The sequence below is a fragment of the Photobacterium sp. AWH4_225 genome, from assembly GCF_056158405.1.
Genome location: NZ_JBSWTF010000004.1, coordinates 416,783 through 440,836 on the forward strand (window position 1 = coordinate 416,783; position 24,054 = coordinate 440,836).

The following is a 24,054-nucleotide window of genomic DNA, read 5'->3' on the forward strand; positions in this document are numbered from 1 at the left end:
CCTAAAATACAGGCACGAAGCTAGGATACATACACGAAGGAAGAGAATTAACGCTCAGCAAAGCGGAACAAGCTATCTATGCGAACGGGACAATCACCAACCTGGTGAACCAAATCTTCCGCTTGTTTAAGCGAATCATAACTACATGGGATCCCGTAAGTATCCGTTATGGGATACTCATTACCCTGGTTATCTATAAAGTTAACCCCCCATCCGGCACTGAGAAAGTCATGCACCAAACGGGCTTCCACAATTGCATTTTCTGCCATCAACTGGCGACATTCTGACAGGACCATAATACCCTCCTAACAGAAAGAGCCATTTACCCAGCTAACTCTCTATCGCTCGAGTAAGATTCGGCTCAGCTAATGATAGTTTTATTATAGCAAGGGTATTAAAAAGGCCACCAAACGGTAGCCTTAAGAGTTGTTGTTGAGTGGGGAGTACTTATAGGTACATTTTCGCCACATCAGAAGGCTCAGCTTCAGAACCTTCAAGTTGATCAGTCCAGTTCAAGCCAACCAATACACCGTCTTCAGCCAGTGTAATCATCCAATCTTCAACAAACACATCTAGCGGGATCATCACAGCAGAGAACTCAGCCCACTCATCAACACAGTGAACTACTGCGTCTGCTTCGTTAGACCAGAAAGGCATTACTTCAGATTCTTCGAACTCGCTAGAGTCAACAGAAAGCCAGTCACCCTCTTCGTTACAAAGACCCCATACCTGCTGAGTATCTTTGGTTTCTTCAACAAACAGATCGCAATTTGCCTTAATGTCTGTGGTTAACTTAGTCATTCTATTCTCTCTTATATATGTTTATATCCAAGTAACTCGGATACAGCATCAGTAACTTGATTTGAGCTAATAATACCAGACATTCATGACAGAAGATGAACAATTTATCGTGATATCTGCTGCTAACCTCATCAGATTATTACCTCTTTATCCTTTGCATCGATAAGGTAGCTATACTTGTTTAGATGACCGGAACAATAATACTTAACGGGCAGTTTTAGAGGATATCGCATGGCAACCGTTGACTGGCTTTCTAACCTGAGTAATCAGACTATTCTGAATCCACGATCTCACCTCATTGAAGCCCACGAGTACATCGGTGAGCACGGTGAAAGAAAAGTTGCAGTTGATTGTGCTTGCGGTAACGGCAGAGATACTCTTTATCTGTTGGAGCAAGGCTACCATGTCTATGCCTTTGACAATGATCGCCCCAGGCTAAAAGCCTTGTCGGAACACCCTCTAATAGGAGCTCACCCCAATTTGGATATCCAAATTAGTAGTTTTGCCGAATATGAGTTCCCGCGAGCGAATCTTATCAATGCCAGTGCCTGTCTTTTCTTTTGCACACCTCATGACTTCAATACACTTTGGACCAATATCTCCAGCAGCCTAAAAAAGAGCGGGATTTTTTGCGGCCACTTCTTGGGTAAAGAGGCTCTAGAGCCCAATGAGAAATTACCGATTCTTACCCATAGCCAGTTTGAACTAGAGCAGCTGTTCGCGGACTTTTACATTATTTCCTGGAAGAAGAAACAAGAATATTCCGCTAACCTAACCGGGAAAAAACGGCTATGGCTTATCCATACCATCATTGCGATGAAGAAGTAACACCCAATACATTAATTCACTAAATGGCAATTAAAAAACTAGCGTTTAATGTTCGTTTTTTGTTCTTGTTTAGATGAAACCATGCCAAAATAGCAACTCCCCAATGAGTTTTCACCAAATCACGCTCAATCAAATCCTTGAATGAGTGCTCTTGGGTTTTTTGTCTTTCATGTACTTATGTAGGTTTGCTGCTATGCACACTCAACGTGCCGGAAATGCACTTGCTGCATTTTCTTTTGTGCTTTGGGGGATCCTCCCTCTTTACTATCAGTTTCTGCCAAGAGCTGATATCAATGATTTGCTGGCATTGAGGATTGTTTTTTCAATCCCATTTATGTTGCTCGTTATGTTGTTATTGCGCCGACCGATGCCGAAACTCGCACAAATTTGGCAGGACAAGCGTTCCCTGACCATGGCTGGCTTGGCCGGATTAATCATGTGTGTATCTTGGTATGCTTTCACTTGGGCTATCACCCATGATCAAGTGCTTGCTGCCAGCTTGGGCTTTTTTATCAACCCCCTGTTTGCCATTGCCCTAGGCGTTCTATTTCTCAAGGAAAAACTCAGCAAAGCACAATCGGCAGCGGTTGTTTTAGGCATCGTAGGCATTGGCTACCAGGTTTGGCACTACGGAGAACTGCCGTGGATCTCACTGATAATGGGCAGCTTCTTTGCCATTTATGGGCTGTGTAAAAAATACATCCGCTATGATGCCCTCACATCCGTCACTCTTGAAGCAGTGATCCTGGCGCCGTTTGCCCTGATGTATTTGGGGTATACCTTTGCCAATGGCACCTCAACAGCATTGTCAGCAGACTTTGGCACCCTGCTACTCTATATCGGCTCTGCCCCTGTAACACTTGCGCCTTTGATTTTCTTTGCGCTGGCTATCAGCCGTACTAGCTTAACAATGGTTGGATTGATGCAATACATCGAACCGACACTACAATTTTTACTTGCTGTATTTCTGTTTGGTGAAATCTTTGATCAGGTCAAAGCGATTAGCTTCGGCTTTATTTGGTTAGGTTTGCTACTGTGCAGCCTTGAAGCGCTAAGTGGCTTGGCCTTAAGGCGACTCAAAACATCGTAAAATCTCATTAGCTGCTAAGCCACTGTTCGCTATTAAGGATAGCTTTCAGTGGCTTACCCCCGCCCAACCTTATTACGACCCTGATTGCATAGTGCATTTTTATTGCCATAATAAGTGTATGGATTTAATCAGAGGCTCGCTGCGGTATGGATACCCACGAAATCTTTAATGACAGTTACGAGCGTTGTCAGCGTAACAAACAGTTCTTCCACATTTTCTACCACCATTTCTGGCAGCAAGACCAACGTTTCCAAGACATCTTTGAAGGCGTCGATATGGAGCGACAAATAAGGATGCTAAAGCTCTCAATTTCTATGATCATGTTGGCATCTACTTCCGATCAGGCAAGAGATGGTGTTCGTCGCTATGGAAAAGCTCATGGACCAGATGGGGTCGGGGTAAAACCCGAAGATTTTGAGTTGTGGTTGGAATCTCTAATCGAAACCGTCCGGCTTTGCGATCCAAAATTCAATGATGAGATTGCCTTGGCATGGAAAGACTGCTTTAAAGCAGGTATCGCTATAATGAAAGAGGAATGTATATAGAGAAATGCGATGCCTTCAAACTTTCAATCTGATGACTCGTCATCCAGGCAAAACAAAAAGCCGGCGGCACAGGAACGTTCGCTATTTGACTGGCGATATGTCCTGCTCATCGCAATTGCTTTGATCCTTGGTGCATTGGCGCTCTATTTCTCACCGATTAAGCAAAGCCGTAATTTCTATGACTATGCCGACCAGCGACTGCTATTGGGCATTCCTCATTTTTGGAATGTCATCAGCAATGTGGGTTTTCTCATCGTCGGGGTCATGGGGTTAATAGAGAACAAGCGCCAATCACTAGCAATTAAGCCCTCCATGTCTTTTGCCTATCAACTCTTCTTTATCAGCCTGATCGGTGCTTTTTTAGGCTCTAGTATTTATCATTTAGCTCCGGGCGCATTTACCTTGATGATAGATAGGATCCCTATCACCATTGGCTTTATCAGCTTATATTGCATCATTCTCGCTGAATACCTATCACCGAAACTTGGTAAGGCGATGCTATTGCCAACACTGGCATATGGGGTGATTTCGGTGATTTATTGGTATATGACAGATGTCATCACCGGACGTGGTGATATGGCCCCTTATGTACTGGTTCAGCTCTTGCCTATTATTCACATCCCGCTCATTGTGTGGCTTTATCCCAATAAGCAAAACCCGACTCGATACTACCTTTACGCTCTGGGCTTTTATGTACTGTGTAAATGGGCGGAATCAAACGATGATGAGATCTATGAACTTACTTCGCAGGTTAGTGGGCACTGCCTCAAGCATATCCTGGCGGCTATAGCTGGCTATTTCGTCTACCTTGGCTGGAAAAGAGCGGTGACAAAAAAGCCCTGCGGCTAGCAGGGCTTCTGGGTACGGCTTAATGGGTTACTTTTTACCGACACCACGGTTTTCTTTTTGCATCAAGGCAATCTTGCCAAAACCAAGCTTGCGGAAGTGGCTATCGCGGAAATCCCTCACCGCCTTACTACCGGAAGATACAGCTTCAACCTGCTGTTCCATTTTAAGGTATTCCGTCAAGTCAATGCCTTCTGCTGCTGCAACCGCCTCATGAATCGTATGATACTGAGAGTAAGAAAACGTGATTGTTTTCTCTTCTTTCTTATAGGTATAAATAATAGTGCGTGACATAACGCCTCCAACAGCAAAATCAAGACAGGGAATTTACCCTACTTCAAATTCAGAAGAAACCTTTTTTCCGGTTTGGCTAGAGCGTGTCGGCACAATATGTTCAGCCATGATCTGCGTTTTAGTCATTGGCCGGTAAAAGAAGAATCCCTGTACGTACTGCACACCTTTTTCTTGGATAAAGCCAAGCTCTTTAGCTGTCTCAACACCTTCTACGACAATCTTGGCTTGTGTAATGTGGCCAAGTTGAACGACAACATCAAACAAACTGCGACCGCGCTCTGAATCAAGGTTTTCAACCAGTGTTCGATCAATTTTAATCTTATCAAAGTCAAATCGAGAGAGATAAGCCAATGACGAATACCCAGTACCAAAATCGTCCAAGGCGACAGATACTCCGAGAGCCTTGATCTCTTGAATAACCTTTGCAGTTCGCACTTCATCCTGAATAAGCATCTCTTCAGTCACTTCAATTTCAACTTGGTTGTAATCCAATTTGCTACTGTCAATGACCTGCTTGAGAGACTGCACAAACCCTCTCTTTAATATTGTATCTGCCGACACGTTAACCGAAATGGTAAAGTTAGGGGTATGCACCATTTCTGATGCGTCGGAAATGGCCCTTTCAAGCACCCAAAAATCCACATCGGAAAGCAGCCCTAACTGACCAAAAGATTTCAAAAAAGTCGGTCCCATAACCCTCCCCTTTACATCTTCATGCCGGATCAAAGCTTCTAGAGCTACGACTTCTGCACTGTGGATATCCACTTGCGGCTGATAGTGCAACACAAATGAACCACTATTCTGCAGCTGCTCCACCTCACGTTGGGCATTCATGTTGTCCTGAATAGAAGGAATAAAGCTGTTCAGCTTGGATTTTACAGGGACTTCATCGTCCTTAAAGACATGAGTCCTGAACATAGAGGAGACATCTACCCCAAGAGAACGTTTGTCCATCACTTTAAAGAAAGGGTAATAGATCACGACACCCAGCAAAATAAGAAACAGCTGAAATACGGCTACCGAGACAGTGCCACCAGAAGACACATATCCGCTGATTATTGGCGGGATCAACCAGCTATGTACTTCGCTTAAAGGAGGAATAAGTCCTGCAGCGATTGCTCCATAGGCAAGCATAAAGCTGATAAGCGGTACGCACAGGAATGGGACTATCATTATCGGATTAAAAATCACCGGAATACCGAACAATATTGGTTCATTGATATTGAAAATGGTCAATATCAACGCAGCCTTCGCTAGCAGGCGATATCCTTTACCCTTGGCAAAAAACAACATGCACATTACCAAGCTTATCGTGTTACCACTTCCTCCCATACCGGTGAAAAAGTCATAGAAGTTAGTGCTGATTATGTTGAGGTCGGTCCCAAAGTTTTTCCAATCTGCCATATTGGCTATGCTAATATCGTATAATTCAGTCTTATACATATGCAAAATATTATGGCCGTTTACACCAACACTCCATAACAGCCCACGGATAAATTCATATAACAACCCATCATAAAATGATGTTGGATCCAGTTTAGGAAAAACTATTTCCGGCTCAATAAAGTGAGTAAAGATAAAAGATAATAAGTGCGAACCAATAATTAGTATTGCTAATGTAAGCACACATGTAACAATCATCTGGATTGATGCATCAACAGTACTAATGAACTTGTCAAAGTTAAATAAACGTAGCTTATTTATTTTCGCAATAATGACACAGGAAGCATATGCACTCAGTAAGGAGAGAGCGAAATTATTAGGTAACGCTATGACAGGTGAAATAAGATCCCATTGCTGTGAAATAATGAAAAAGGAGGCAAGCGCACATGATATCGGCGCAGCCTTAGGTAACCTGAGTATCGACGCGTAGTATGTTGCCAAAAAGATATTCAACAACAGCGGGAACATATGTCCTGTCATCTCTCCCACATAACCCAGTGTCACACTGACGCTGTCGTAACCCAATCTCCCCGAAAATATAGACAATAAGTTAAAAAATGCTGCTATTAATGAGACTGGCAATGCCATGATAAAGACATTGCTAATAGCAACTAAAAAGGGATTAGTAGATAACTTTGAAAGTAAAAGAGGCAATGTACACTATCCAATTTCTAAAACACTAAGTCGCTTACACCTAGTAATAAAGGCACAATAGCAACTTGATTAGCTGTTAATTTTAATCATATCAAATTAGATTTATAAGCACACTACAATTACGTTTTATATAGCTGATTGTTATATCTTATAGTTGGGAAATATTCTATAAACCACGAAATAAATCAGAATAAAGCATGATTGAAATTTTATTCATCAAGATTGATTATACCTGCATAAAAAGTACAATTCCTGAAAGTTATTAAGTAAATAGTTCCTTAGGAATATAAACACTAGAATATATACTTTGATTCATAATCAATTTTGAAGTTAATTTAAATTTATGAAAAAAAGTAAAGGATTATTTACTGGGGATTACATCAGGTAGCGAAATGTCATGCTTGAAAATCATGCCCTTAATTATCGGCACCATCTATTCAAACTGTTTTCCCAGAGTTATGCACAGAAACAGTGGATAACCCTCTGATTTAAACAAAAATTTAACAAAAGAGGGCTTTTTAGAGCAAACTTAGTCTATATCGAGCCAGAATTACAACGTAACACCGATCATTTTACTTACTCGGGCTCTTTAAGGTAGTGGATAACTTGATTACTACTCCCCCGCCAAACCAACTCAGGGTCATGAAACTCTTTTTCAAACTTACCATCAATCACAACATCAACATACTCAAGCACTGCTTTCTGTTGGACATCAAGTTCTTCTAGTCGGTAGCCACTCCACAACCAAATATCCTTACCCGGGCATTCTGCATGTACGCGTTGAACCAATTGCAAAATAGCGGGAACATTCGCTGGGTGTAGTGGATCTCCACCGGATAAAGACAAGCCACGGCGCTTTATACGCTTGTCATTGAGGTCTGCAATAATTTTGTCTTCCATCTCCTGAGTGTAAACATGCCCGGCATCAAGGCGCCACGTACTCTGGTTGTAACAACCTCGGCATTGATGCACACACCCTGACACAAACAAGGTACAGCGTGTACCAGGACCATTGACTACATCAACAGGGTAATAGTTGTGGTAATTCATTGCAGCTCCAAACAAAAAGTGCCGATAACTCGGCACTTAATTCAATTAACGGGTTTTCGCCAGTAATTACATGTGTTTTACGCGGCGTTTAACTTCTTCTTGTTTACCGAAGTTAAATGGACGAGCATCCGGGCTACCTAGGTAACCACACACCCGGCGGGTTACCGACACTTTGGATGGCTCATGGTTACCACATTTAGGGCAAGTAAAACCTTTGCTGGTACAGTCAAACTCACCGGTAAACCCACACTCGTAACACTCATCAATCGGTGTGTTTGTGCCATAGTATGGCACACGGGTGTAGCTGTAATCCCAAACGTTCTCTAGCGCTTCAACATTATGCTGAATGTTCGGGTATTCGCCGTAACAGATAAAGCCACCATTTGCGATTTCAGGATATGGCATCTCAAAATCAATCTTGTCGTAAGGGTTTACCTTCTTCTCTACATCTAGGTGGAAGCTGTTAGTGTAGTAACCCTTATCGGTAACGCCATCTACCACACCAAACTCTTTGGTGTCGATAGAACAGAAACGGCTACACAAGTTTTCACTTGGTGTGCTGTAGAGACTAAAGCCGTAGCCTGTTTCTTCTTTCCAGCTGTCTGTTGCGGCTTTCAGGCGCTCAACGATAGCGATCGCTTTTTGGCGAAGTTCTTCATTATCGTAAACATGCGTTTCTGTGCCGTACAATGCATTAATGGTTTCATGGATACCAATGTAGCCCAGTGAAATCGAAGCGCGGCCATTTTTGAAGATCTCAGACACATTGTCATCTGGCTGCAAACGCACACCACATGCGCCTTCCATATACAGGATTGGAGCAACACGAGCTTTCACACCTTCAAGACGGCTAATACGAGATTCCAAAGCGCGGCGCGCAAGGCCAAGCTTCTCATCCAGTAATGTGAAGAATTGCGCTTCATCGCCTTGTGCTTGCAAAGCAATACGTGGCAAATTCAAGCTAACAACACCTAGGTTGTTACGGCCTTCGTGGATCAGCTCACCATTTTCTTCATAGGCACCCAAGAAGCTACGACAGCCCATAGGGGTCTTGAACGAACCTGTAACTTCAACCACTTTGTCGTAGTTCAAGATATCTGGGTACATACGCTTAGATGCACACTCTAGAGCTAGCTGCTTGATATCATAGTTAGCATCGCCCTGCTTATGGTTCAAGCCATCACGAATAGCAAACACAAGTTTAGGAAACACAGCCGTTTTACGGTTTTTACCCAAGCCTGCGATACGGTTCTTCAGAATCGACGATTGGATCATGCGCGATTCCCATGAAGTCCCCAAGCCGAATCCAAAAGTAACGAACGGTGTTTGGCCGTTTGCGGTGTGAAGGGTGTTTACTTCGTATTCTAAAGATTGGAATGCGTCGTAACACTCTTTCTCGGTACGGGCTTTAGCGAATTCCTCTGGCTGAGGAATATCCCACTCTTTCGCCACTTTAAGGTGCTTTTCGTAACTCACAGTGACGTAAGGTGCCAGCACTTCATCAATACGGTTGATCGTTGTACCACCGTAAATATGGCTAGCCACCTGAGCGATGATCTGAGCGGTAACCGCAGTTGCTGTAGAAATCGATTTAGGCGTATCGATCTCTGCATTACCCATTTTAAAGCCATGGGTCAGCATGCCATTTAGGTCAATCAGCATACAGTTGAACATTGGGAAGAATGGGGAGTAATCCAGATCGTGGAAATGGATATCACCGTCTTCGTGTGCCTTCACGATGTCACGAGGCAACAGATGCTGCTTTGCGTAATGTTTAGCAACGATACCCGCCAGCAGGTCACGCTGGGTTGGGATAACCTTGCTGTCTTTGTTCGCGTTTTCGTTAAGCAAAGACGCATTGCTTTGCTCAATCAAACCACGAATTTCGTTATTTAGGTGACTTTTCTTCTCACGGGCAATATCACGATCGTGGCGGTACTCGATATATGCACGTGCAACCACTTTGTGTGGACCCATCATAAGATGATTTTCAACCGCGTCTTGAATGGCGTGGATCTCGACCTGATCCTGGTCAGCAAACTGAGAAAGTACTTGCTCAGCAACAGACTCAGCATAAGTGGCATCCATTGCCTCTACAGATTCGGCAGCGCTTAATACCGCTTCTTTAATACGCTTAGTATTAAACGGTACAAGGCAACCATCACGCTTAATCACAACAGGGTTCACACAAGGCTCCTAAAAATGACAGTGTCACGAAAACCACTAAATATAGGGCTAACTAATTTGACCAATACAAGATGTGGTGTATTAAGCGAGAATTCAGGAATGGAAACATTGATCTATGTCAGTATTTTACCAAGAGCGTACACCTAACGACCGATGTTTTCGGTGACCTCTCAAATTGGGCATTTTCACTCGTTGCATTGCAAAAATGTCAACTCATTTATTTTACCCTCGACACTGAAAACACTAAAAAAATCACTTGAATTAATTTTAGAGTTTAAGTTCAAATCTAGCGCGCTATTCGGCCCCGGCTCGGTCGCATTTTGTCGGTTATCTTCTCGCCCTCTATACTCAAAAGCATTATTGTGAAGAGTATTGCCTATGCGAACCGCATTGCCTTTCTTGTTCATGATTGGCGTACTGTTGTCTTCCGTCTGCGGCGCATTCCAAATCACCCCGCAGAAATACGAAAGATACACTGGCGATCTTCCTGTGATGGAAGAGGAGCGAGTGATTAGAGTTCTCGTTGCCGCAGACCTTGGGTTTTACTACCTGGACAGAGGTCAACCTAAAGGTCTCATTTCTGAGATGCTGCTGCTATTTGAAAAATTTGTCACAGAAAAAACCCAGAAAAAAATTCGCATACAAATCATCCCAGTAAACCGCGATCAACTCTTGCCTGCGTTAAATGCTGGCATTGGTGATCTGGTCACGGCAAACCTGACCATTACCCCAAGACGTATGAAGCTAGTGGACTTCAGCACCCCTATCCTTTCTGATATTCAAGAGTTGTTCATCACCCACTCAACTCGCAGCCCTATCACAAACATTAAGCAACTATCGAAAAAGAGTGTCTGGCTACGTGCCAGCTCCAGTTATTACCAAAGTATTCGTCGCATAAACAAACGACTTGAAAAACTAGGCAAAGAGCCGATGTTCGTCCATTTTCTCGAGGAAACACTTCAAGACTTTGAAATGTTACAGATGGTTCAGGAAGGCATCATTCCAATGACGGTGCTGGATTCACACAAAGCTGAGTTTTGGGATCTCGTTACCGACGATTTACAGATCCACTACGAATACCCAATCCGAAAAAATGGGGCTATAGGCTGGAGCTTTCGCAAAAATAGTCCTGAATTTGAAGCGTTAGTCGATGAATTTGTTGAAAACAACCGGCGTGGGACGCTCAACGGCAATGTCTTGTTCAACCGCTACCTCAACAGTAAGCAGTGGTTCCAAAAAGTGATGAGCCCTGACAGCATAGAAAAGTTCAAAGAGCTGGAGGATAGGTTTATCCGCTATGGAAATATGTACGACATCAACTGGTTAATTATTGCCGCTCAAGCATACCAGGAATCAGGTTTTGATCAGTCCAAACGCTCCCATGCCGGTGCTATCGGCATTATGCAGGTGCTACCACAAACAGCCAGTGAGCCTTACATCAACATTCGCAACATCCAGAACATCGAAAACAATATCCATGCCGGGGTTAAATATATGGACTTCATCCGCGAAAGGTACGTGACGGATGACGAGACCGATGAGCTCAACCAACTCTACTTCGCCCTTGCGAGCTATAACGCCGGGCCAAACCGGATCAGGCGACTGAGAAAAGTGGCTGAAGAGCGCGGCTATGATCCCACCAAGTGGTTCAACAATGTCGAAGTGATTGTTAAAGAGGAAGTCGGCATGGAGCCGATCACCTATGTCGGGAACATCAACAGATACTTCACTATCTACAAACAAATCTTTTCTTTACAAAATGCCGCTGGGCAACGTATGGCTAGCCAAAACCGATTGCGTTTTAAGCTGTCTCGTTAGCGTATTTCGTTCAGCCATCTCCCTGCTTAAAATTCATCCAAATAATATCACGGCGGGCTAGAAGGTGAGATCAATGTCTCGCTTTCACTCTTCTGTCATTTAATGCCGCTAACCTTGCCAGTACAACATTAAGTAACGGAATGTCCCCTGGGGATAAATTGGCTATGGGCCTCTGCCATAGCGCTATACAAGGTGTGTAACTATGGATTTACTGAACAATACAACAATTGTCGTACCGACAGATGAAGAGCTACTGGCAAACTGCCCAGATAGCCTGAACTTAAATGATGATGAAGACGAGCTTGCCAATGACATTATTGTGCTCTAGCTCTCTATGCTGCTGTGATCAAAAAGAGCGAGTCTGTGACTCGCTCTTTTTGTATTAGCATATAGAGGCATGATCCGGCCTGATCCGCGACATCAGCACCATATCGATATACTTACCCGCCTTGAACGTACTCAATCGCTTGATCCCTTCCGTTTCAAAGCCCACTTTTTGATACAGCGCGCATGCCGCTTCATTATCCACATGGACTTCCAGCTCAAGACGGATCAAGTTGAGCCAGTTATCGGCTTGTTCAATGGCTTGCTCCATAAGGTGTCGTCCTACCCCTTTTCCGTGGCATGAAGGATGCACAGCTATCGCCAAGAACGCCGCATGCCTATCCCTGACTTTTCTAGTCAAAAACAAGGTAACGTGGCCAACAACCCTTTCATCGACTTCAGCGACCAGCGTGTAATTTTCAGGGTTATCAAATAGCTGCTCCACCTTATCCGAGTTGATATACGGCAGTTGTGAAGTATTCGCCGTAACTTCCGGTAGGCGGTAAATCTCGAACAAATCAGCATTGTCCGTTTTTTCGTAGTGTCTAATCGATATTTCCACAAAATTCCTTTCTGCTTTGCTAACGTATTAATCACGTCTCAATGGACGTATCACGCTCTCCAGCCCTTCGATTTTCATCTCGAGGGCTAATGCCATCAGTAAACCCAGTTCCCCCTCAGGAAAACCTTTTTTCTGGAACCACAGCAAGTACTCTTCCGGCAAATCGATAATGACCCTGCCGGCGTACTTACCAAACGGCATCTTCACATTGGCTAACTTAACGATTTTTTCTTTATCAAACACGCTTAGTTTTTCTCTTTCAATATTGCATCGGTTTTTCAACGAACTACTTGGCGACCCACTGCGTTGAAACGATAACCTCTTCACCCGCCGTTACCTGAGCCTCAAACTGACTTCCGGCTTGTACTTTTCCCACACCAGACGGTGTACCTGTCATCACAATATCACCATCATTAAGCGTCATGAAGGTTTGCACTTCTTGTAAAATCACATCAGGTGAATAAATCATCAGTGAAACGGTTCCTAATTGGGTTAGCTCATCATCAATGAACAGTCGTAAACCCAACTCCCCCACTTCATCTGCAGGCAAAGGGACAAACTCACTAAACAATGCCGATCCATCAAACGCTTTGCTGCGTTCCCAAGGAAGTCCTTTCTCCTTTAGTTTGCTTTGTACACCACGCTTGGTGAGATCTAACCCTACAGCCACAGCATCAAAACGACCATTGCGGTAAAGAAAAGATAGCTCAGCCTCGTAATGAAGTTCATCACCTCGGTGGGAGGATAACAGTTCTTCAGAGATCGCCGAGTTAGGTTTGGTAAAGAGTACCATCTCATCGGGGACTTCATTGCCTAGCTCATGAATGTGAGCCACGTAATTACGGCCTACACACACCACTTTATTTGACGTAACGACCTTGTTCTCGACGATAACTGTATTCATTTCAATCCCTTTCAATCTTTCCATGAAATAGCAAAGTAACACCGATAAAAAAAGCCGACAATGGTCGGCTTTGAAAAAATATGCAATATTGGTTTTAGGTATAACCTACCAGGCATAAACTACCAAGACTGAATTATTTGCCTATTCAGCCACAAAAACCAAGTTCGCACTTACAGGTACCGTAAGCAATATCGAGTTTAATTTTGCGATTTCTTTAAGCTTACCTACCCCTTCATCGAGCCCAAAGCTAACTGCCTGCACTTCTACTGGACTAATTGTCGAAACCAACAAGCCGCCACCGTCTAGCCCTGTCACTTGAACTTTGGCATTCAGCGCTTCTTCCTTGCCATGCAGATCGAGCTTAAACTCAACATCTTGCACCAGTGTTTGTCCGGCACTCAATCCACTAATAGCTTCTCCATCCACTTTAGCTTCAACCGTCGTAAGCGGGTACTCTTCGGTATTAAAGAGCTCTTTCTTCATCCTTTCATCACGGATCTGGATCTTGGTATCTACACTGGTTAAGTCAATCGACAAAGATACATCACCGCTATCAGAAATTGACCCACTCAAGTTGCGAAAGCCGTGTTGCTCCATCACGCTATCGTTTTTTACCGACGAGAATCCTACAGAGGAGTGAGTACTATCTAACTTCCATCCAGCCCATGCATTGCTAGCTCCTAGCATTAAAGCAACAGACATCCCCCCTACCACTAATTGCTTCTTCCAATTTACCGCCATTGACTTCCCCTTCTCTTGTTATTTCTTTGAAATATCACTTAGAAATATAGGTCAGTAATTTAGTTAGCGTTAATTGGCGGAAAGCTTACCCTCTCCCCTTCAGCCGTCAAAATAGCAATATCAACCGGCTTACCGTCGGCATCCAGCCTGACTTCTCCAATGGCGCTACGGTTTATCAAACGATGATTCCCAGGTAAATCAGGATCGCGCTTGAAGATTTTGAGGCGCTTGCGCTTGGTAAGCCAGTTAAGTGGTGAACGAGGACTATAGAGTATTCGATCCATGAAATCACAGACACGAAGTAAACCATTAGGAAACTCGTTTTTAATTCCACTTGATGTGATCTGATAAATATTCGGGCTACAGTTTCTAAAACGCAGTTTAACGTCGTAGGCAAACGAATAATGTACATCTCCAGAGAGAATCACAAAATTTGTGGGAGTCTTGGTATGGGTAAATATACTGATCAAGGTATTGGCAGAACCCGGATGTGCCATCCAGTTTTCAGCATCAATCAATAAAGGCTGCCCAAGCCATGTCATACCACGCTGCAGCGATTCAATAAACTTTACCCCAAACATCGGCGCGGCAGAGACCAAAATCACTGCGGGTTCATTTATCAAGGACATTTGCAGCTCACTGAGTGCTTCCCAGTCCATTAAGCCAGATGGCTTGTTCATCTTGGACTCTGAACGCCACCTTCGAGTACGGGTATCAAGCACCAGCATTTTCGGCGTCGTGCCAATGGTGTAATGCCATTGTTCAAAGCGGTAAAGGTAATCAATCAAGCTGTCCTGGCTATCACTGAAAGGATGATTGAAGTAAGTATCCACATGAGTGTGAAATGTCTTGTCGAATTTTTCTGGCGCATTGCCCCAGCCCTGACATAACCAGTAACTGATCAGGCCATTACCAATGATCCTTCGCGAAAAATGATTATGGTAAGCCGCTTGCTCCCACCCCACCGTTAGGTTCCAGTCATCTGTTATGTCATGATCGTCAAAGATCATATAGGTAGGAATATGCGCCATTAACCGACGGACTTGCGGCAGGCCTTCGACAAACTGATCAATCTGGAGTTTCTCATCGGCCCAAAGGTTTTGCCATTTGGCTTCCAAGGTATTCGATTCCAAAGAAGCGCCCTGCCATTGAAATCTATTTTTTTCCAGCCGAGAGCTATCTACCAGTTTCCACAACTCTGGCGACCACACCAACAAGTACATGGCATTAAACTCACTCAAGGTGATCAGGTGATTGCCTGACTCACGTGAGCTGAAAACCGGAGACTTGCGTCTTAGCCAGTTAGCTACACGTGGAAACCGCTCAATGATATCTTCACCACCTTCTAAGTATTGCGGTAACAGTTTCTCCCTGCCATAGAAGTTATCGGCATGGCTTAGCAGCTCCTTAGTATTGGCGACCGGCGCTTTATCGAAATCTTCATCATAAAGCCCAAGTAAATCGATAACCTGATGGATGCTATCTAGGGTTGCACCGGCAACATGGTCGGCATAGATCTGATCCCCGCTCATCATTAGCAGTGATGGCCTCTCAAGAATACCTTGAGCTGCAACTTTATTATCTGCCGCCACTAAGCTGTCTTTGCTTGGATAGTGCGGATTTCGGCAAGAGCCGTGCATCACATAATCAGCTTGGGTTCTGATGATAAACGAAGGGCGTGACTCACCGTCATAAAGCAGATCAGGGACGAGCTCAGTGAGCAGGCCACCCTGCGTTTCAACTTGATACTCCAAAGGCGTATCAGCAGGGAACTCACCGCTATATGTCACTTGATATACCCAAGCTCGCGTACCAATTTGGATGTGCTTACCCTGTGAGAGGCTGCCAGAAAACAGCTCTTTTTGATCAGCTTGGTGATAGAGAGCAAATCGTCCTTCAAGCGGGCTTGAGACCGCAAACCACAACGTCAGCTCCTTGGGCGTTACCTTACGTAATATTGGCCCGGCAAGGATAAGAGGCAATGGCTGAGAGTTAGCTGGGGTTGTATTTAACGGTGATTCAACGGTCATAGCTTGGCTTTACTCTTTACTTCTTTATGTTTGGCTGTGTTATGTTTCACTTTGTTATAGATACGACATTAGCAGCAACAATTTGTTTAATAAAGATAACTAGAAATTGAACCTCAGCTAGAAAATGTTTGCTAGCTCGGCATACATCCAGTTCATCACTTGGCCGACGCCCTTGTCCCTGCGCTTAACCACGCCCATCTCTACCATTAGAGGCTCTGGAATTTCTTCACAGGATAGCTCCACCAGTTCATCCACATACCATATTTCCTTCGCAACGTGCTCCGGAACTAAGGCCCAGCCTATGCCACGTATTACCATGGAAGAAATCAAGTAATATGAATCAATATGCCAATAATTGGACGAGATAGGTTTCGCCTTACCTATACCCATTCGATCGCGAATCACTAGTTGTCTATGCTGAGTGAGATCGGCGATTTTTGGGACAGATATCTTTGCCAGCGGGTGTGATCGCGACACAATCAAGGCATGTTTGAACTGGCCTATAGAGGTAAACTCCAAACTCTCAGGTAAAACGTCTTGGTGAAACAACACACCAAGATCAGCCTTTTCTTGCTCCACCCATTGCGAGATATCTTGTTGTGAGCCATTAATGATCGTCAGTTTCAGCAATGGGTAGCGCTCTGCCAATAAAGCAAACAGGCTCTCGAATGCAGTAACCGGCACAGCTTCGTCAATCGCAATAGTAAACGTCGCCTCCTCACCTGAGGATACGGTCATGGCTCTGGCCGATAATCGCTGGCATTGTGCCAGTACCGTCTGGGCTTCGATGTACATCTCTTCACCAGCGGCAGTTAATACTGGTAACCGGGCACTGCGATCAAACAACTCAAACCCCAAATCCAGTTCAAGATTGTTAATAGCGGTACTCACTCTTGATTGGGCTTTACCCAAATGCCTGGCTGCGGCTGAAAAAGAGCCGTGTTTTACCGCACTAACAAAAGCTTCCAGTTGATCAATTGTCCAATTCACGCTGCTCATCTCGCACTAATCCAATGAAACATCATTTTAACCCATCCGAAAAGCGGATGGATACTAACTTCAATCAATCTTGAAAATAGCGATAATAATTTCAAAGTCACAAAAGCCTGATATCCCCATGCAAGAGAAAGTCACTCAAGAATCATCACAACCAAACACCACAATCGATAACAAGAGTATTAGTAAAACATTCTGGCGATATGCGATCCCTTCCGTCGCCGCCATGCTGGTCAACGGCCTCTATCAAGTCATTGATGGTATTTTCGTTGGCCACTACATCGGTTTTGAAGGCTTGGCTGGTATCAATATGGCTTGGCCTATCATCGGCCTTATTGCAGGCCTCGGCTTGCTTGTTGGCATGGGCACAGGCAGCCTAATTTCGATCTACAAAGGTGAAGGCAACCACAACAAAGCCCAGCAGGCCCTATCAACCGGCCTGGGTCTGATCGCTATTTTTGGTTTATTGGTGATGGCTTTACTCACCATGATTGCACCTTCTCTGTTGCTCGCACAGGGCGCAACAGGGACACCATTGGTAATGGGCAGCGCTTATATCGAAGTCTTCACTTGGGGCGCCGTATTTACGATCGCCGCAGGTGCCCTGCCTATGCTCATTCGTAACGATGATAGCCCTAACTTTTCAACTGCGCTGATGATGGCGGGTGCAGTGATTAATATCATCCTCGATTATATTTTCATTGCCCATTTGGACATGGGCCTGAAAGGGGCAGCAATTGCAACAATCATTGCCCAGATATCTATCACTATCGTGGCCGTTGGCTATTTTTTTACGCGCTATTCAAAGCTCAGACTCAATCTAAGCTCGATAAAATTTAACTTTCGCATTGCAGCCAATGCAGTAAGTCTTGGCACATCCAGCTTGTTTATGTATGTCTATTTCAGTTTTATCATTGCCGTACACAATAAGCTTTTCATGGATTACGGCAGTGCAGTTCATGTCGGGGCATTTGCTATTGTTGGCTACTTGATGACCATGTACTACTTACTGGCAGAAGGTATCGCCAGCGGTATGCAACCTCCGGTCAGCTATTACTACGGTGCAGGCCATGGCAATAAGATCCGGGCAACGCTCATCCTTGCCAGTAAAGTGGTTGTAATCACTGGAGTCGGTTCCGTTATTTTCCTTAACCTGTTCCCAAATACCTTGGTGAGCTTATTCAGCAACGGCGATCCAGCCCTTGCCATTGAAACAGTCAATGGACTGCGTCTGCACCTGTTTGCCATGTTCCTGGACGGTTTTATTGCCCTAGCTTCCGTTTACTTCATGTCAGTTAATCAAGGCGGGAAGGCGCTCGGGATTTCTGCAGGGAACATGTTGGTTCAACTGCCATTCCTTTACTTCTTGCCACAATGGCTTGGGGTAGATGGCGTTTGGCTGTCGGTGCCATTATCGAACATTCTACTGGCAGCGATTGTTGTGCCTTTGGTATGGAAGGATATTCAGAAAAAACAGCGTAACGATGTCTCATTTAACGCTGTGACGGCTTAATACAGCCATAGGAAATTAAAGCAAACCCCATAAAAAAGTACACGCCTAAAGCGTGTACTTTTTACTTGTTCTTTTACCTTAAATTGCAGCAGGAGGTTATTGCTAGAATATCCCTTTCTTCTTGATCTTCTGCACATGAGCTAGGCGCTCATTGAGATCAACAACAGGCGTTTCATTCTTCTCTTGTGTTGATCGCCCCTGTTGAGCACCAACACTGCCATTAGGTAAATTACGGATCATTTCAGTCTGAGCTGTGAGTAATCTCTTTAGCTCAGCAATCTCTTGCGATTGCTCCTCTACCCGCTTCAACAACTCTGTCTGTGTTGGTTGCTGCACTTGTGATGCCTGCTTTTGAGACAACAACTCACGGGTATGGCTACCTTCAGCTTGAATTTGCTCGACAATTGAGGCTTTCATCGCCTGAAGCATTTCACTCTGTGCATGCTGGCTAGCCTCTGGCTCAAACTCTTTCGCTAACAGACTCAACCCTTTCAGGGTTCTCTCCAGAGTGGACGCCGACACCTGAGATTCCGTCACCTGCAAACTCAGTTGTTGGGACAGTTCAGGGCTTAAAAGGTGCAAGTACAAGCCACTGAGGTAGACCTGCTTCTGAACATTCCGCGCATTGATTAATGCCAACCCGTTTTCTTCTGGCGACTCAGCTTTCAAGCGCGAAAAATCATCAGCCCATTGATGAAGGATTTTACTCGCATAAAGATCAGCCGGGTTGTTCAACGGGTCGAGGTAAATCGAATAATTAATCCGCTTCAAACGATCAGCCATTGACAGCCTCTTGCACAGGCATGTTCACGGCCTCGCCGTCAGCATGATACAAACAAAGCTCGCGTGCCAATGCTTCTTGTGGCTCTTCCACCAGCACGACTCGCTCACCCAAGGTCTCATAGGCTTTTTTCACAGCCGGATAAATTAAGCTCGCTCCACCGCCAACTAGGTAGACACGGTTAGGGTTCTTGGCGAACTTCTTCGCTTCGTAAGCAACTTGCTTACCCAGTTCATCAATTTTTGTTTCGATTTTGTCGAGAATGACCGAGATCTGGCTTTCGTCATTTACCACCTCGCGCACAAAATCTTGATTATCTCGTTGCTTGATAAGCTCATTCGCCACCAAGTAACTTGAATCACTGTCAGCTACAGCTAGTGACTTACGCGCCACATCCGTCACCATGGATACACCGATTTCGTTATTGCCGTATATAGCTGACACATCATCGAACTCACCGACAATCACACCCATATCCAATGTTGTGCCACCGATATCAATCACCAGAGAGCGGTTGAACTGGCTAACAGACTGCATAGTCAGAGTAGAAAGCACCGCAGGTAAGCTCTCCGGCATCACCTCAACATCAACGATTTCAAACAGTTCGCCTTTGTTAAGCTCGATCTGACGCATCAAATTGTCACGCTTACGGGCAATTTTATCTTCGTTCTTCTGACAATCTTCGGCGTTGTAGTATTCAGTAATAGGCAGGGTCACCACCAATTTTACTGGGCCTGGTGCAATGCCAGTCTGTAACAAAGCATGATGGACAGACAACAGGTTCAAATCATCATACTGGTAATCGACATGTGTTGTTTCCAATGCCTTGTCCGAAGTCATGTCGTAGGTATATTTCGTTGAGCCAATCGTATAGTTAAAGATCTTCTTGTCTTTTCTTAGTGCGGCACTTTTCCAGTTTTTCCTGAACGAGTTAGGAGAGATAACGGTATGTAGTTCACCTTGTTCAATCCAACTTACTTTAACGTTGGTTGAACCGTCATCAACCGCAAATTTACGTGGCGTCATTGTATTCCTGCTTTTTCTCGGTGAGAGTAATTGGTCTGCGCGAAAGTAAATAAAAACTGCAGGCCAATGGCAAACTCAGCACGAGAGATTTGAAGCAATTCAGCAAAACAAAAATAATCTTAGTTTTTCATTTAATTTCTCTAAAAACGTGTCGATCCGCTTTGTTTGAATGCAGGTAGATGCAACCAACTGACTGAGTCATGATTGTCTGATTGCACCACTTAATTTAAAAGCTTAACTTTCTTTTTCAAGCTCCCTTTACCTTTCACAGCCACTATTAAGGTATTAAATAACAATGCATTACTCTTATTAAATGAAATCATCACTTATTTATAAAACCTGTAGAAACACTCTTTGTTTATAATATGAGGTATTATCAAGAGCAAAAACAGCGGTAAAAGAAATGTTTGCCGGTGATTCAGATGAAACCCATCCAATATTCACATAAGAAATACAACACCAACGGTAAATAACGCCCGTTAATGCAATATGAAATCGACATTTTTTTGTCGCCACAAGTAAAAAGACACGTTCAATAATTCGCCAAACTGGTCGCACCAATTTGCTAGACAAAGATCACCATTCCATATAAATTCAAACACTTAATTGAAATCACAATATCACTCAAGTTCATGAAGCAAGCTCACATACCCACAAGTTTTTGCTATCAATTAAAATAAAACAAAAGATTTTTCTTTGACCAAAATAAGCACCTTTGCTACTAATTTAATAGTACTTGTGACAACGGCAAACTAAATGAAAGTTTAGGACGCAAAGCTTCCGATCTAATGAGTTTTCTATGATAGCGGGGCTACCTCAAGTGGAGTTTACTCCCTTTCGTTGTGCTCGTATTTATTAAAACAAATGGAGTGTGAACATTATTGATTGGTTCTGTTTTGTCTCGTTTTCTAAATAGAGTTTCAATTTATTCCGCTCAACAAACCATTACTCGTTTTATGTAAATGGAGTTCATTCTGTGAAAAAGTCTAATCTAGCCATATTTATTGGCGGCTTACTCTCGTCCTCAATAAGCTATGCTGTCGCACCCGGCGCACCAACCATTGATTGGGGTGAGCACACCTACGCTCTTGTCGAGTTAAACCGAGATGCCAGCAGCTACGAAGATATCGTGGTTGGTGTACATGACAGTGTCGCCGTTACCGTTTCTTGGCAAACATGGAGCGGCGACCCTGCAGAGACGGCCAATGTGAAACTTGATGGCAATACGGTCTGGACCGGCAGTGGCAGCGTTAAAAGCGCCACATTTGATGTCAGCAAAGGTGGTGTCTACGACATGACCGTTGAACTGTGTAACGCTGATGGCTGCAGCGAAAGTGGCAGCGTCGAGCTTACTATCGCCGATACCGATGGTAGCCACTTAGCGCCGTTGGTACCCGTTCTGCAAGAGAACAATAAACCTTATACCAATAAATCAGGTAAGGTTGTCGGTAGCTATTTTGTTGAGTGGAGTGTGTATGACCGCGCCTTCCCTATCGATAAAGTCCCAGCCCAAAACCTCACTCACATCATCTACGGTTTCACCCCAATCTGTGGCGGCAATGGCATCAATGACAGCTTGAAGCAAATCCCTGGCAGCTTCGAAGCATTGCAAAAAGCCTGTGCGGGGCGAGAGGATTTCAAAGTCGCTATCCATGACCCTTGGGCTGCACTTCAAAAAGGCCAACAAGGCGTCAGTGACTGGGCTGATCCATACCGGGGTAACTTTGGCCAGATGATGGCGCTCAAACAAGCCTACCCAGATTTGAAGATCCTGCCTTCTATTGGTGGCTGGACCCTTTCAGACCCATTCTACTTCATGCACGATGAAGCGAAGCGCCGGACCTTTGTTAACTCAGTCAAAGAGTTCCTACAGACCTGGAAGTTCTTTGATGGTGTAGATATCGACTGGGAATACCCGGGCGGTAACGGTGCCCACCCTACTCTTGGCGACAAAGAAAAAGACGGTGAATTATATGTCACGCTGATGAAAGAGCTGCGTGAAATGCTGGATGAGCTTTCGGCAGAAACAGGCCGCACCTATGAGCTGACTTCTGCCATCGGTGTCGATGTCAAAAAGATCGAAGTCGTAGACTACAGCCGCGCCCAGCAATATATGGACTACATCTTCCTGATGAACTACGACATGTTCGGTGCCTTCGATTTGAACAACCTAGGCCATCAATCTGGACTGTATGATGCGAGCCATAACCCTGCGGTTACCCACACCACAGACCGAGGGGTCAATGATCTCCTGGCACAAGGGCTCGATCCGGAGAAATTGGTGATTGGGGTACCAAAATATGGTCGTGGTTGGAAAGGAGTTCACAACTATACCGGCGATAACCCGATGACAGGACAGGCCACCGGCGGTATTGATGGCACATGGGAAGCAGGCGTATTGGATTACCGCGATATTGCCGACAATCACTCAGGCAATGGCTGGGAAGACCGTTACGACGAGCAAGCAGAAGCTTCATACAAGTGGAACCCTACCACTAAAGAGCTTATCTCCTACGATAACGCCAGAGCTGTAAAAGCGAAAGGCAACTATGTTCAGCAACGTGGCTTGGCAGGCCTATTCTCGTGGGAAATTGATGCCGACAATGGCGATATCCTCAATGCGATGCACGAAGGGCTCGGCCATGGTGATGGCGGAGTGACACCACCACCGGAGAACAAACCACCTCATGCCAATGCCGGCATTGACCAGACCGTAACAGGACCAATTGATGTCATTCTGGATGGCTCAAACTCCTACGATCCTGAGCAACAAACCATTACCTATAGCTGGAAACAAACTGCTGGCGACACCCTGGCTATTACTGGGGAACACGAGGCAAAGGCAACGATAACCGTACCTTCAACCGATACTGATATCAGCTATTCCTTCACCCTGACAGTAACAGACGAGGAAGGCCTGACTGACAGCGACACAGTTACCATCAATAACAAGGCAGAGCAGGAAAACCAGCCGCCGAGCGTATCGCTGCCAGCCCAGCTTACTGTTGAGACGCAAGATACCTTCACCCTCAATGCCCAAGCGGATGACCCAGACGGTGACCCGTTGACTTACAGCTGGACTATCCCTCAAGGGTTTAGCCTAGTTTCGGGCCAAGGCACAGCGTCACTTACCCTAACTGCGCCTGCCGTTACTGAAACATTGCCGGCAACGGTAGCTGTATTGGTATCAGACGGCGCACTGGATGCACAGGCGCAAACAGCCGTGACTGTGACACCTAAAGATACAGGTGGCAATGAGTGTGACTTAACCGATCCAAATGCGGGCAACTATCCTGCTTGGTCAGGCGGTGCTGTTTACAATACCGGTGACCAAGTCAGCCACGACCAACTGGTTTGGGAGGCAAAATACTGGACGCAAAACAACGAGCCAACTTCGACTGCCGATCAGTGGAAACTGATCAGTGATGTTGAGTTTGGTTGGAACACGGGTGTGGCGTACAACGGTGGTGGTGAAGTCAACCATAACGACTACCGTTGGAAAGCCAAATGGTGGACCAAAGGCGAAGAGCCAGGAGTTGCTTCAGTATGGGAGAACATCGGTGCAGCTACTTGTGACTAGCAGCGAAAAAGAATGAATGATAGCTAAAAACAGCGACTCTA

Annotated in this window: 22 protein-coding genes and 1 riboswitch; of the genes, 8 read left to right on the forward strand and 14 right to left on the reverse strand. The window is 44.8% G+C overall.

What is annotated here, in order from left to right:
• Nucleotides 1-47: 47 nt before the first annotated feature.
• Nucleotides 48-296 (reverse strand): hypothetical protein, encoded by a 249-nt coding sequence (locus tag ACXAD4_RS19340; protein ID WP_475243474.1) that lies wholly within the window; start codon nucleotides 294-296, stop codon nucleotides 48-50.
• Between the two features lie 151 nt (nucleotides 297-447).
• Nucleotides 448-801, reverse strand: coding sequence for a DUF2750 domain-containing protein (locus ACXAD4_RS19345; RefSeq protein ID WP_475243475.1), 354 nt, complete (start codon nucleotides 799-801; stop codon nucleotides 448-450).
• A 231-nt stretch (nucleotides 802-1,032) separates the two neighbouring features.
• Between ACXAD4_RS19345 and ACXAD4_RS19350 the strand changes: the two genes are divergently transcribed.
• The 4 genes from ACXAD4_RS19350 to ACXAD4_RS19365 all read left to right on the forward strand — a co-directional run bounded on the left by ACXAD4_RS19350 (nucleotide 1,033) and on the right by ACXAD4_RS19365 (nucleotide 4,113).
• Complete coding sequence (locus ACXAD4_RS19350) at nucleotides 1,033-1,629, forward strand: class I SAM-dependent methyltransferase (protein WP_475243477.1); 597 nt, start codon at nucleotides 1,033-1,035, stop codon at nucleotides 1,627-1,629.
• A gap of 193 nt (nucleotides 1,630-1,822) precedes the next feature.
• Complete coding sequence (gene rarD / locus ACXAD4_RS19355; RefSeq protein WP_475243479.1) at nucleotides 1,823-2,719, forward strand: EamA family transporter RarD; 897 nt, start codon at nucleotides 1,823-1,825, stop codon at nucleotides 2,717-2,719.
• A 146-nt stretch (nucleotides 2,720-2,865) separates the two neighbouring features.
• Complete coding sequence (locus ACXAD4_RS19360) at nucleotides 2,866-3,264, forward strand: globin (protein ID WP_475243481.1); 399 nt, start codon at nucleotides 2,866-2,868, stop codon at nucleotides 3,262-3,264.
• 9 nt (nucleotides 3,265-3,273) lie between these two features.
• A complete protein-coding gene (locus tag ACXAD4_RS19365; RefSeq protein WP_475243483.1) occupies nucleotides 3,274-4,113 on the forward strand; it encodes a ceramidase domain-containing protein in 840 nt (279 codons plus the stop codon).
• A 27-nt stretch (nucleotides 4,114-4,140) separates the two neighbouring features.
• Here the strand turns inward: ACXAD4_RS19365 and ACXAD4_RS19370 are convergent, their stop codons facing one another.
• The 4 genes from ACXAD4_RS19370 to nrdD all read right to left on the reverse strand — a co-directional run bounded on the left by ACXAD4_RS19370 (nucleotide 4,141) and on the right by nrdD (nucleotide 9,738).
• A complete protein-coding gene (locus tag ACXAD4_RS19370; protein WP_317523048.1) occupies nucleotides 4,141-4,404 on the reverse strand; it encodes a DUF2960 domain-containing protein in 264 nt (87 codons plus the stop codon).
• 33 nt (nucleotides 4,405-4,437) lie between these two features.
• A complete protein-coding gene (locus ACXAD4_RS19375) occupies nucleotides 4,438-6,435 on the reverse strand; it encodes an EAL domain-containing protein (RefSeq protein WP_475243485.1) in 1,998 nt (665 codons plus the stop codon).
• Between the two features lie 642 nt (nucleotides 6,436-7,077).
• Nucleotides 7,078-7,551, reverse strand: a complete 474-nt coding sequence (nrdG, locus tag ACXAD4_RS19380; protein WP_475243487.1) for an anaerobic ribonucleoside-triphosphate reductase-activating protein — start codon at nucleotides 7,549-7,551, stop codon at nucleotides 7,078-7,080.
• Nucleotides 7,552-7,617: 66 nt separating this feature from the next.
• Complete coding sequence (nrdD, locus tag ACXAD4_RS19385; RefSeq protein ID WP_475243489.1) at nucleotides 7,618-9,738, reverse strand: anaerobic ribonucleoside-triphosphate reductase; 2,121 nt, start codon at nucleotides 9,736-9,738, stop codon at nucleotides 7,618-7,620.
• A gap of 378 nt (nucleotides 9,739-10,116) precedes the next feature.
• Between nrdD and ACXAD4_RS19390 the strand changes: the two genes are divergently transcribed.
• Both ACXAD4_RS19390 and ACXAD4_RS19395 read left to right on the forward strand, forming a co-directional pair.
• Nucleotides 10,117-11,556 (forward strand): MltF family protein, encoded by a 1,440-nt coding sequence (locus tag ACXAD4_RS19390; protein ID WP_475243491.1) that lies wholly within the window; start codon nucleotides 10,117-10,119, stop codon nucleotides 11,554-11,556.
• Between the two features lie 202 nt (nucleotides 11,557-11,758).
• Nucleotides 11,759-11,884 (forward strand): hypothetical protein, encoded by a 126-nt coding sequence (locus ACXAD4_RS19395; RefSeq protein ID WP_475243493.1) that lies wholly within the window; start codon nucleotides 11,759-11,761, stop codon nucleotides 11,882-11,884.
• A 54-nt stretch (nucleotides 11,885-11,938) separates the two neighbouring features.
• Here the strand turns inward: ACXAD4_RS19395 and ACXAD4_RS19400 are convergent, their stop codons facing one another.
• The 6 genes from ACXAD4_RS19400 to ACXAD4_RS19425 form a co-directional block, all read right to left on the reverse strand.
• Nucleotides 11,939-12,442, reverse strand: coding sequence for a GNAT family N-acetyltransferase (locus ACXAD4_RS19400; protein WP_475243495.1), 504 nt, complete (start codon nucleotides 12,440-12,442; stop codon nucleotides 11,939-11,941).
• 27 nt (nucleotides 12,443-12,469) lie between these two features.
• Nucleotides 12,470-12,685 carry a DUF3820 family protein gene (locus tag ACXAD4_RS19405; protein ID WP_039469726.1) on the reverse strand — a complete coding sequence of 72 codons (216 nt, stop codon included), beginning with the start codon at nucleotides 12,683-12,685 and terminating at the stop codon, nucleotides 12,470-12,472.
• A gap of 43 nt (nucleotides 12,686-12,728) precedes the next feature.
• Nucleotides 12,729-13,346, reverse strand: a complete 618-nt coding sequence (locus ACXAD4_RS19410) for a fumarylacetoacetate hydrolase family protein (protein ID WP_475243496.1) — start codon at nucleotides 13,344-13,346, stop codon at nucleotides 12,729-12,731.
• 141 nt (nucleotides 13,347-13,487) lie between these two features.
• Nucleotides 13,488-14,087, reverse strand: coding sequence for a YceI family protein (locus ACXAD4_RS19415; RefSeq protein WP_475243498.1), 600 nt, complete (start codon nucleotides 14,085-14,087; stop codon nucleotides 13,488-13,490).
• Between the two features lie 59 nt (nucleotides 14,088-14,146).
• Nucleotides 14,147-16,117: an alkaline phosphatase D family protein gene (locus ACXAD4_RS19420; protein ID WP_475243500.1), complete on the reverse strand. Its 1,971-nt coding sequence runs from the start codon at nucleotides 16,115-16,117 to the stop codon at nucleotides 14,147-14,149.
• A 117-nt stretch (nucleotides 16,118-16,234) separates the two neighbouring features.
• Nucleotides 16,235-17,107: a LysR family transcriptional regulator gene (locus tag ACXAD4_RS19425; protein WP_475245593.1), complete on the reverse strand. Its 873-nt coding sequence runs from the start codon at nucleotides 17,105-17,107 to the stop codon at nucleotides 16,235-16,237.
• Nucleotides 17,108-17,234: 127 nt separating this feature from the next.
• On the opposite strand from ACXAD4_RS19425, the gene ACXAD4_RS19430 reads away from it, so the two are divergent.
• Nucleotides 17,235-18,626: an MATE family efflux transporter gene (locus ACXAD4_RS19430; RefSeq protein WP_475243502.1), complete on the forward strand. Its 1,392-nt coding sequence runs from the start codon at nucleotides 17,235-17,237 to the stop codon at nucleotides 18,624-18,626.
• A 102-nt stretch (nucleotides 18,627-18,728) separates the two neighbouring features.
• On the opposite strand, the gene ACXAD4_RS19435 is transcribed toward ACXAD4_RS19430, so the two are convergent.
• Nucleotides 18,729-19,409 carry a hypothetical protein gene (locus tag ACXAD4_RS19435; protein ID WP_475243503.1) on the reverse strand — a complete coding sequence of 227 codons (681 nt, stop codon included), beginning with the start codon at nucleotides 19,407-19,409 and terminating at the stop codon, nucleotides 18,729-18,731.
• A complete protein-coding gene (gene parM, locus ACXAD4_RS19440; RefSeq protein ID WP_475243505.1) occupies nucleotides 19,402-20,433 on the reverse strand; it encodes a plasmid segregation protein ParM domain-containing protein in 1,032 nt (343 codons plus the stop codon). The genes ACXAD4_RS19435 and parM overlap by 8 nt, the downstream gene beginning before the upstream one ends.
• 736 nt (nucleotides 20,434-21,169) lie before the next feature.
• A riboswitch (cyclic di-GMP riboswitch) is annotated at nucleotides 21,170-21,252 on the forward strand.
• A gap of 157 nt (nucleotides 21,253-21,409) precedes the next feature.
• Here parM and ACXAD4_RS19445 point away from each other — a divergent pair.
• Nucleotides 21,410-24,013, forward strand: a complete 2,604-nt coding sequence (locus ACXAD4_RS19445) for a glycosyl hydrolase family 18 protein (RefSeq protein WP_475243507.1) — start codon at nucleotides 21,410-21,412, stop codon at nucleotides 24,011-24,013.
• Nucleotides 24,014-24,054: the final 41 nt, after the last annotated feature.

What these genes read in the sequence shown, in the direction of transcription:
- ACXAD4_RS19340 (WP_475243474.1), bottom strand. Translation starts at nt 296, where the DNA reads ATGGTCCTGTCAGAATGTCGCCAGTTGATGGCAGAAAATGCAATTGTG.
- ACXAD4_RS19345 (WP_475243475.1), bottom strand. Translation starts at nt 801, where the DNA reads ATGACTAAGTTAACCACAGACATTAAGGCAAATTGCGATCTGTTTGTT.
- ACXAD4_RS19350 (WP_475243477.1), top strand. Translation starts at nt 1,033, where the DNA reads ATGGCAACCGTTGACTGGCTTTCTAACCTGAGTAATCAGACTATTCTG.
- rarD (WP_475243479.1), top strand. Translation starts at nt 1,823, where the DNA reads ATGCACACTCAACGTGCCGGAAATGCACTTGCTGCATTTTCTTTTGTG.
- ACXAD4_RS19360 (WP_475243481.1), top strand. Translation starts at nt 2,866, where the DNA reads ATGGATACCCACGAAATCTTTAATGACAGTTACGAGCGTTGTCAGCGT.
- ACXAD4_RS19365 (WP_475243483.1), top strand. Translation starts at nt 3,274, where the DNA reads ATGCCTTCAAACTTTCAATCTGATGACTCGTCATCCAGGCAAAACAAA.
- ACXAD4_RS19370 (WP_317523048.1), bottom strand. Translation starts at nt 4,404, where the DNA reads ATGTCACGCACTATTATTTATACCTATAAGAAAGAAGAGAAAACAATC.
- ACXAD4_RS19375 (WP_475243485.1), bottom strand. Translation starts at nt 6,435, where the DNA reads ATGGCATTGCCAGTCTCATTAATAGCAGCATTTTTTAACTTATTGTCT.
- nrdG (WP_475243487.1), bottom strand. Translation starts at nt 7,551, where the DNA reads ATGAATTACCACAACTATTACCCTGTTGATGTAGTCAATGGTCCTGGT.
- ACXAD4_RS19390 (WP_475243491.1), top strand. Translation starts at nt 10,117, where the DNA reads ATGCGAACCGCATTGCCTTTCTTGTTCATGATTGGCGTACTGTTGTCT.
- ACXAD4_RS19395 (WP_475243493.1), top strand. Translation starts at nt 11,759, where the DNA reads ATGGATTTACTGAACAATACAACAATTGTCGTACCGACAGATGAAGAG.
- ACXAD4_RS19410 (WP_475243496.1), bottom strand. Translation starts at nt 13,346, where the DNA reads ATGAATACAGTTATCGTCGAGAACAAGGTCGTTACGTCAAATAAAGTG.
- ACXAD4_RS19415 (WP_475243498.1), bottom strand. Translation starts at nt 14,087, where the DNA reads ATGGCGGTAAATTGGAAGAAGCAATTAGTGGTAGGGGGGATGTCTGTT.
- ACXAD4_RS19420 (WP_475243500.1), bottom strand. Translation starts at nt 16,117, where the DNA reads ATGACCGTTGAATCACCGTTAAATACAACCCCAGCTAACTCTCAGCCA.
- ACXAD4_RS19430 (WP_475243502.1), top strand. Translation starts at nt 17,235, where the DNA reads ATGCAAGAGAAAGTCACTCAAGAATCATCACAACCAAACACCACAATC.
- ACXAD4_RS19435 (WP_475243503.1), bottom strand. Translation starts at nt 19,409, where the DNA reads ATGGCTGATCGTTTGAAGCGGATTAATTATTCGATTTACCTCGACCCG.
- parM (WP_475243505.1), bottom strand. Translation starts at nt 20,433, where the DNA reads ATGACGCCACGTAAATTTGCGGTTGATGACGGTTCAACCAACGTTAAA.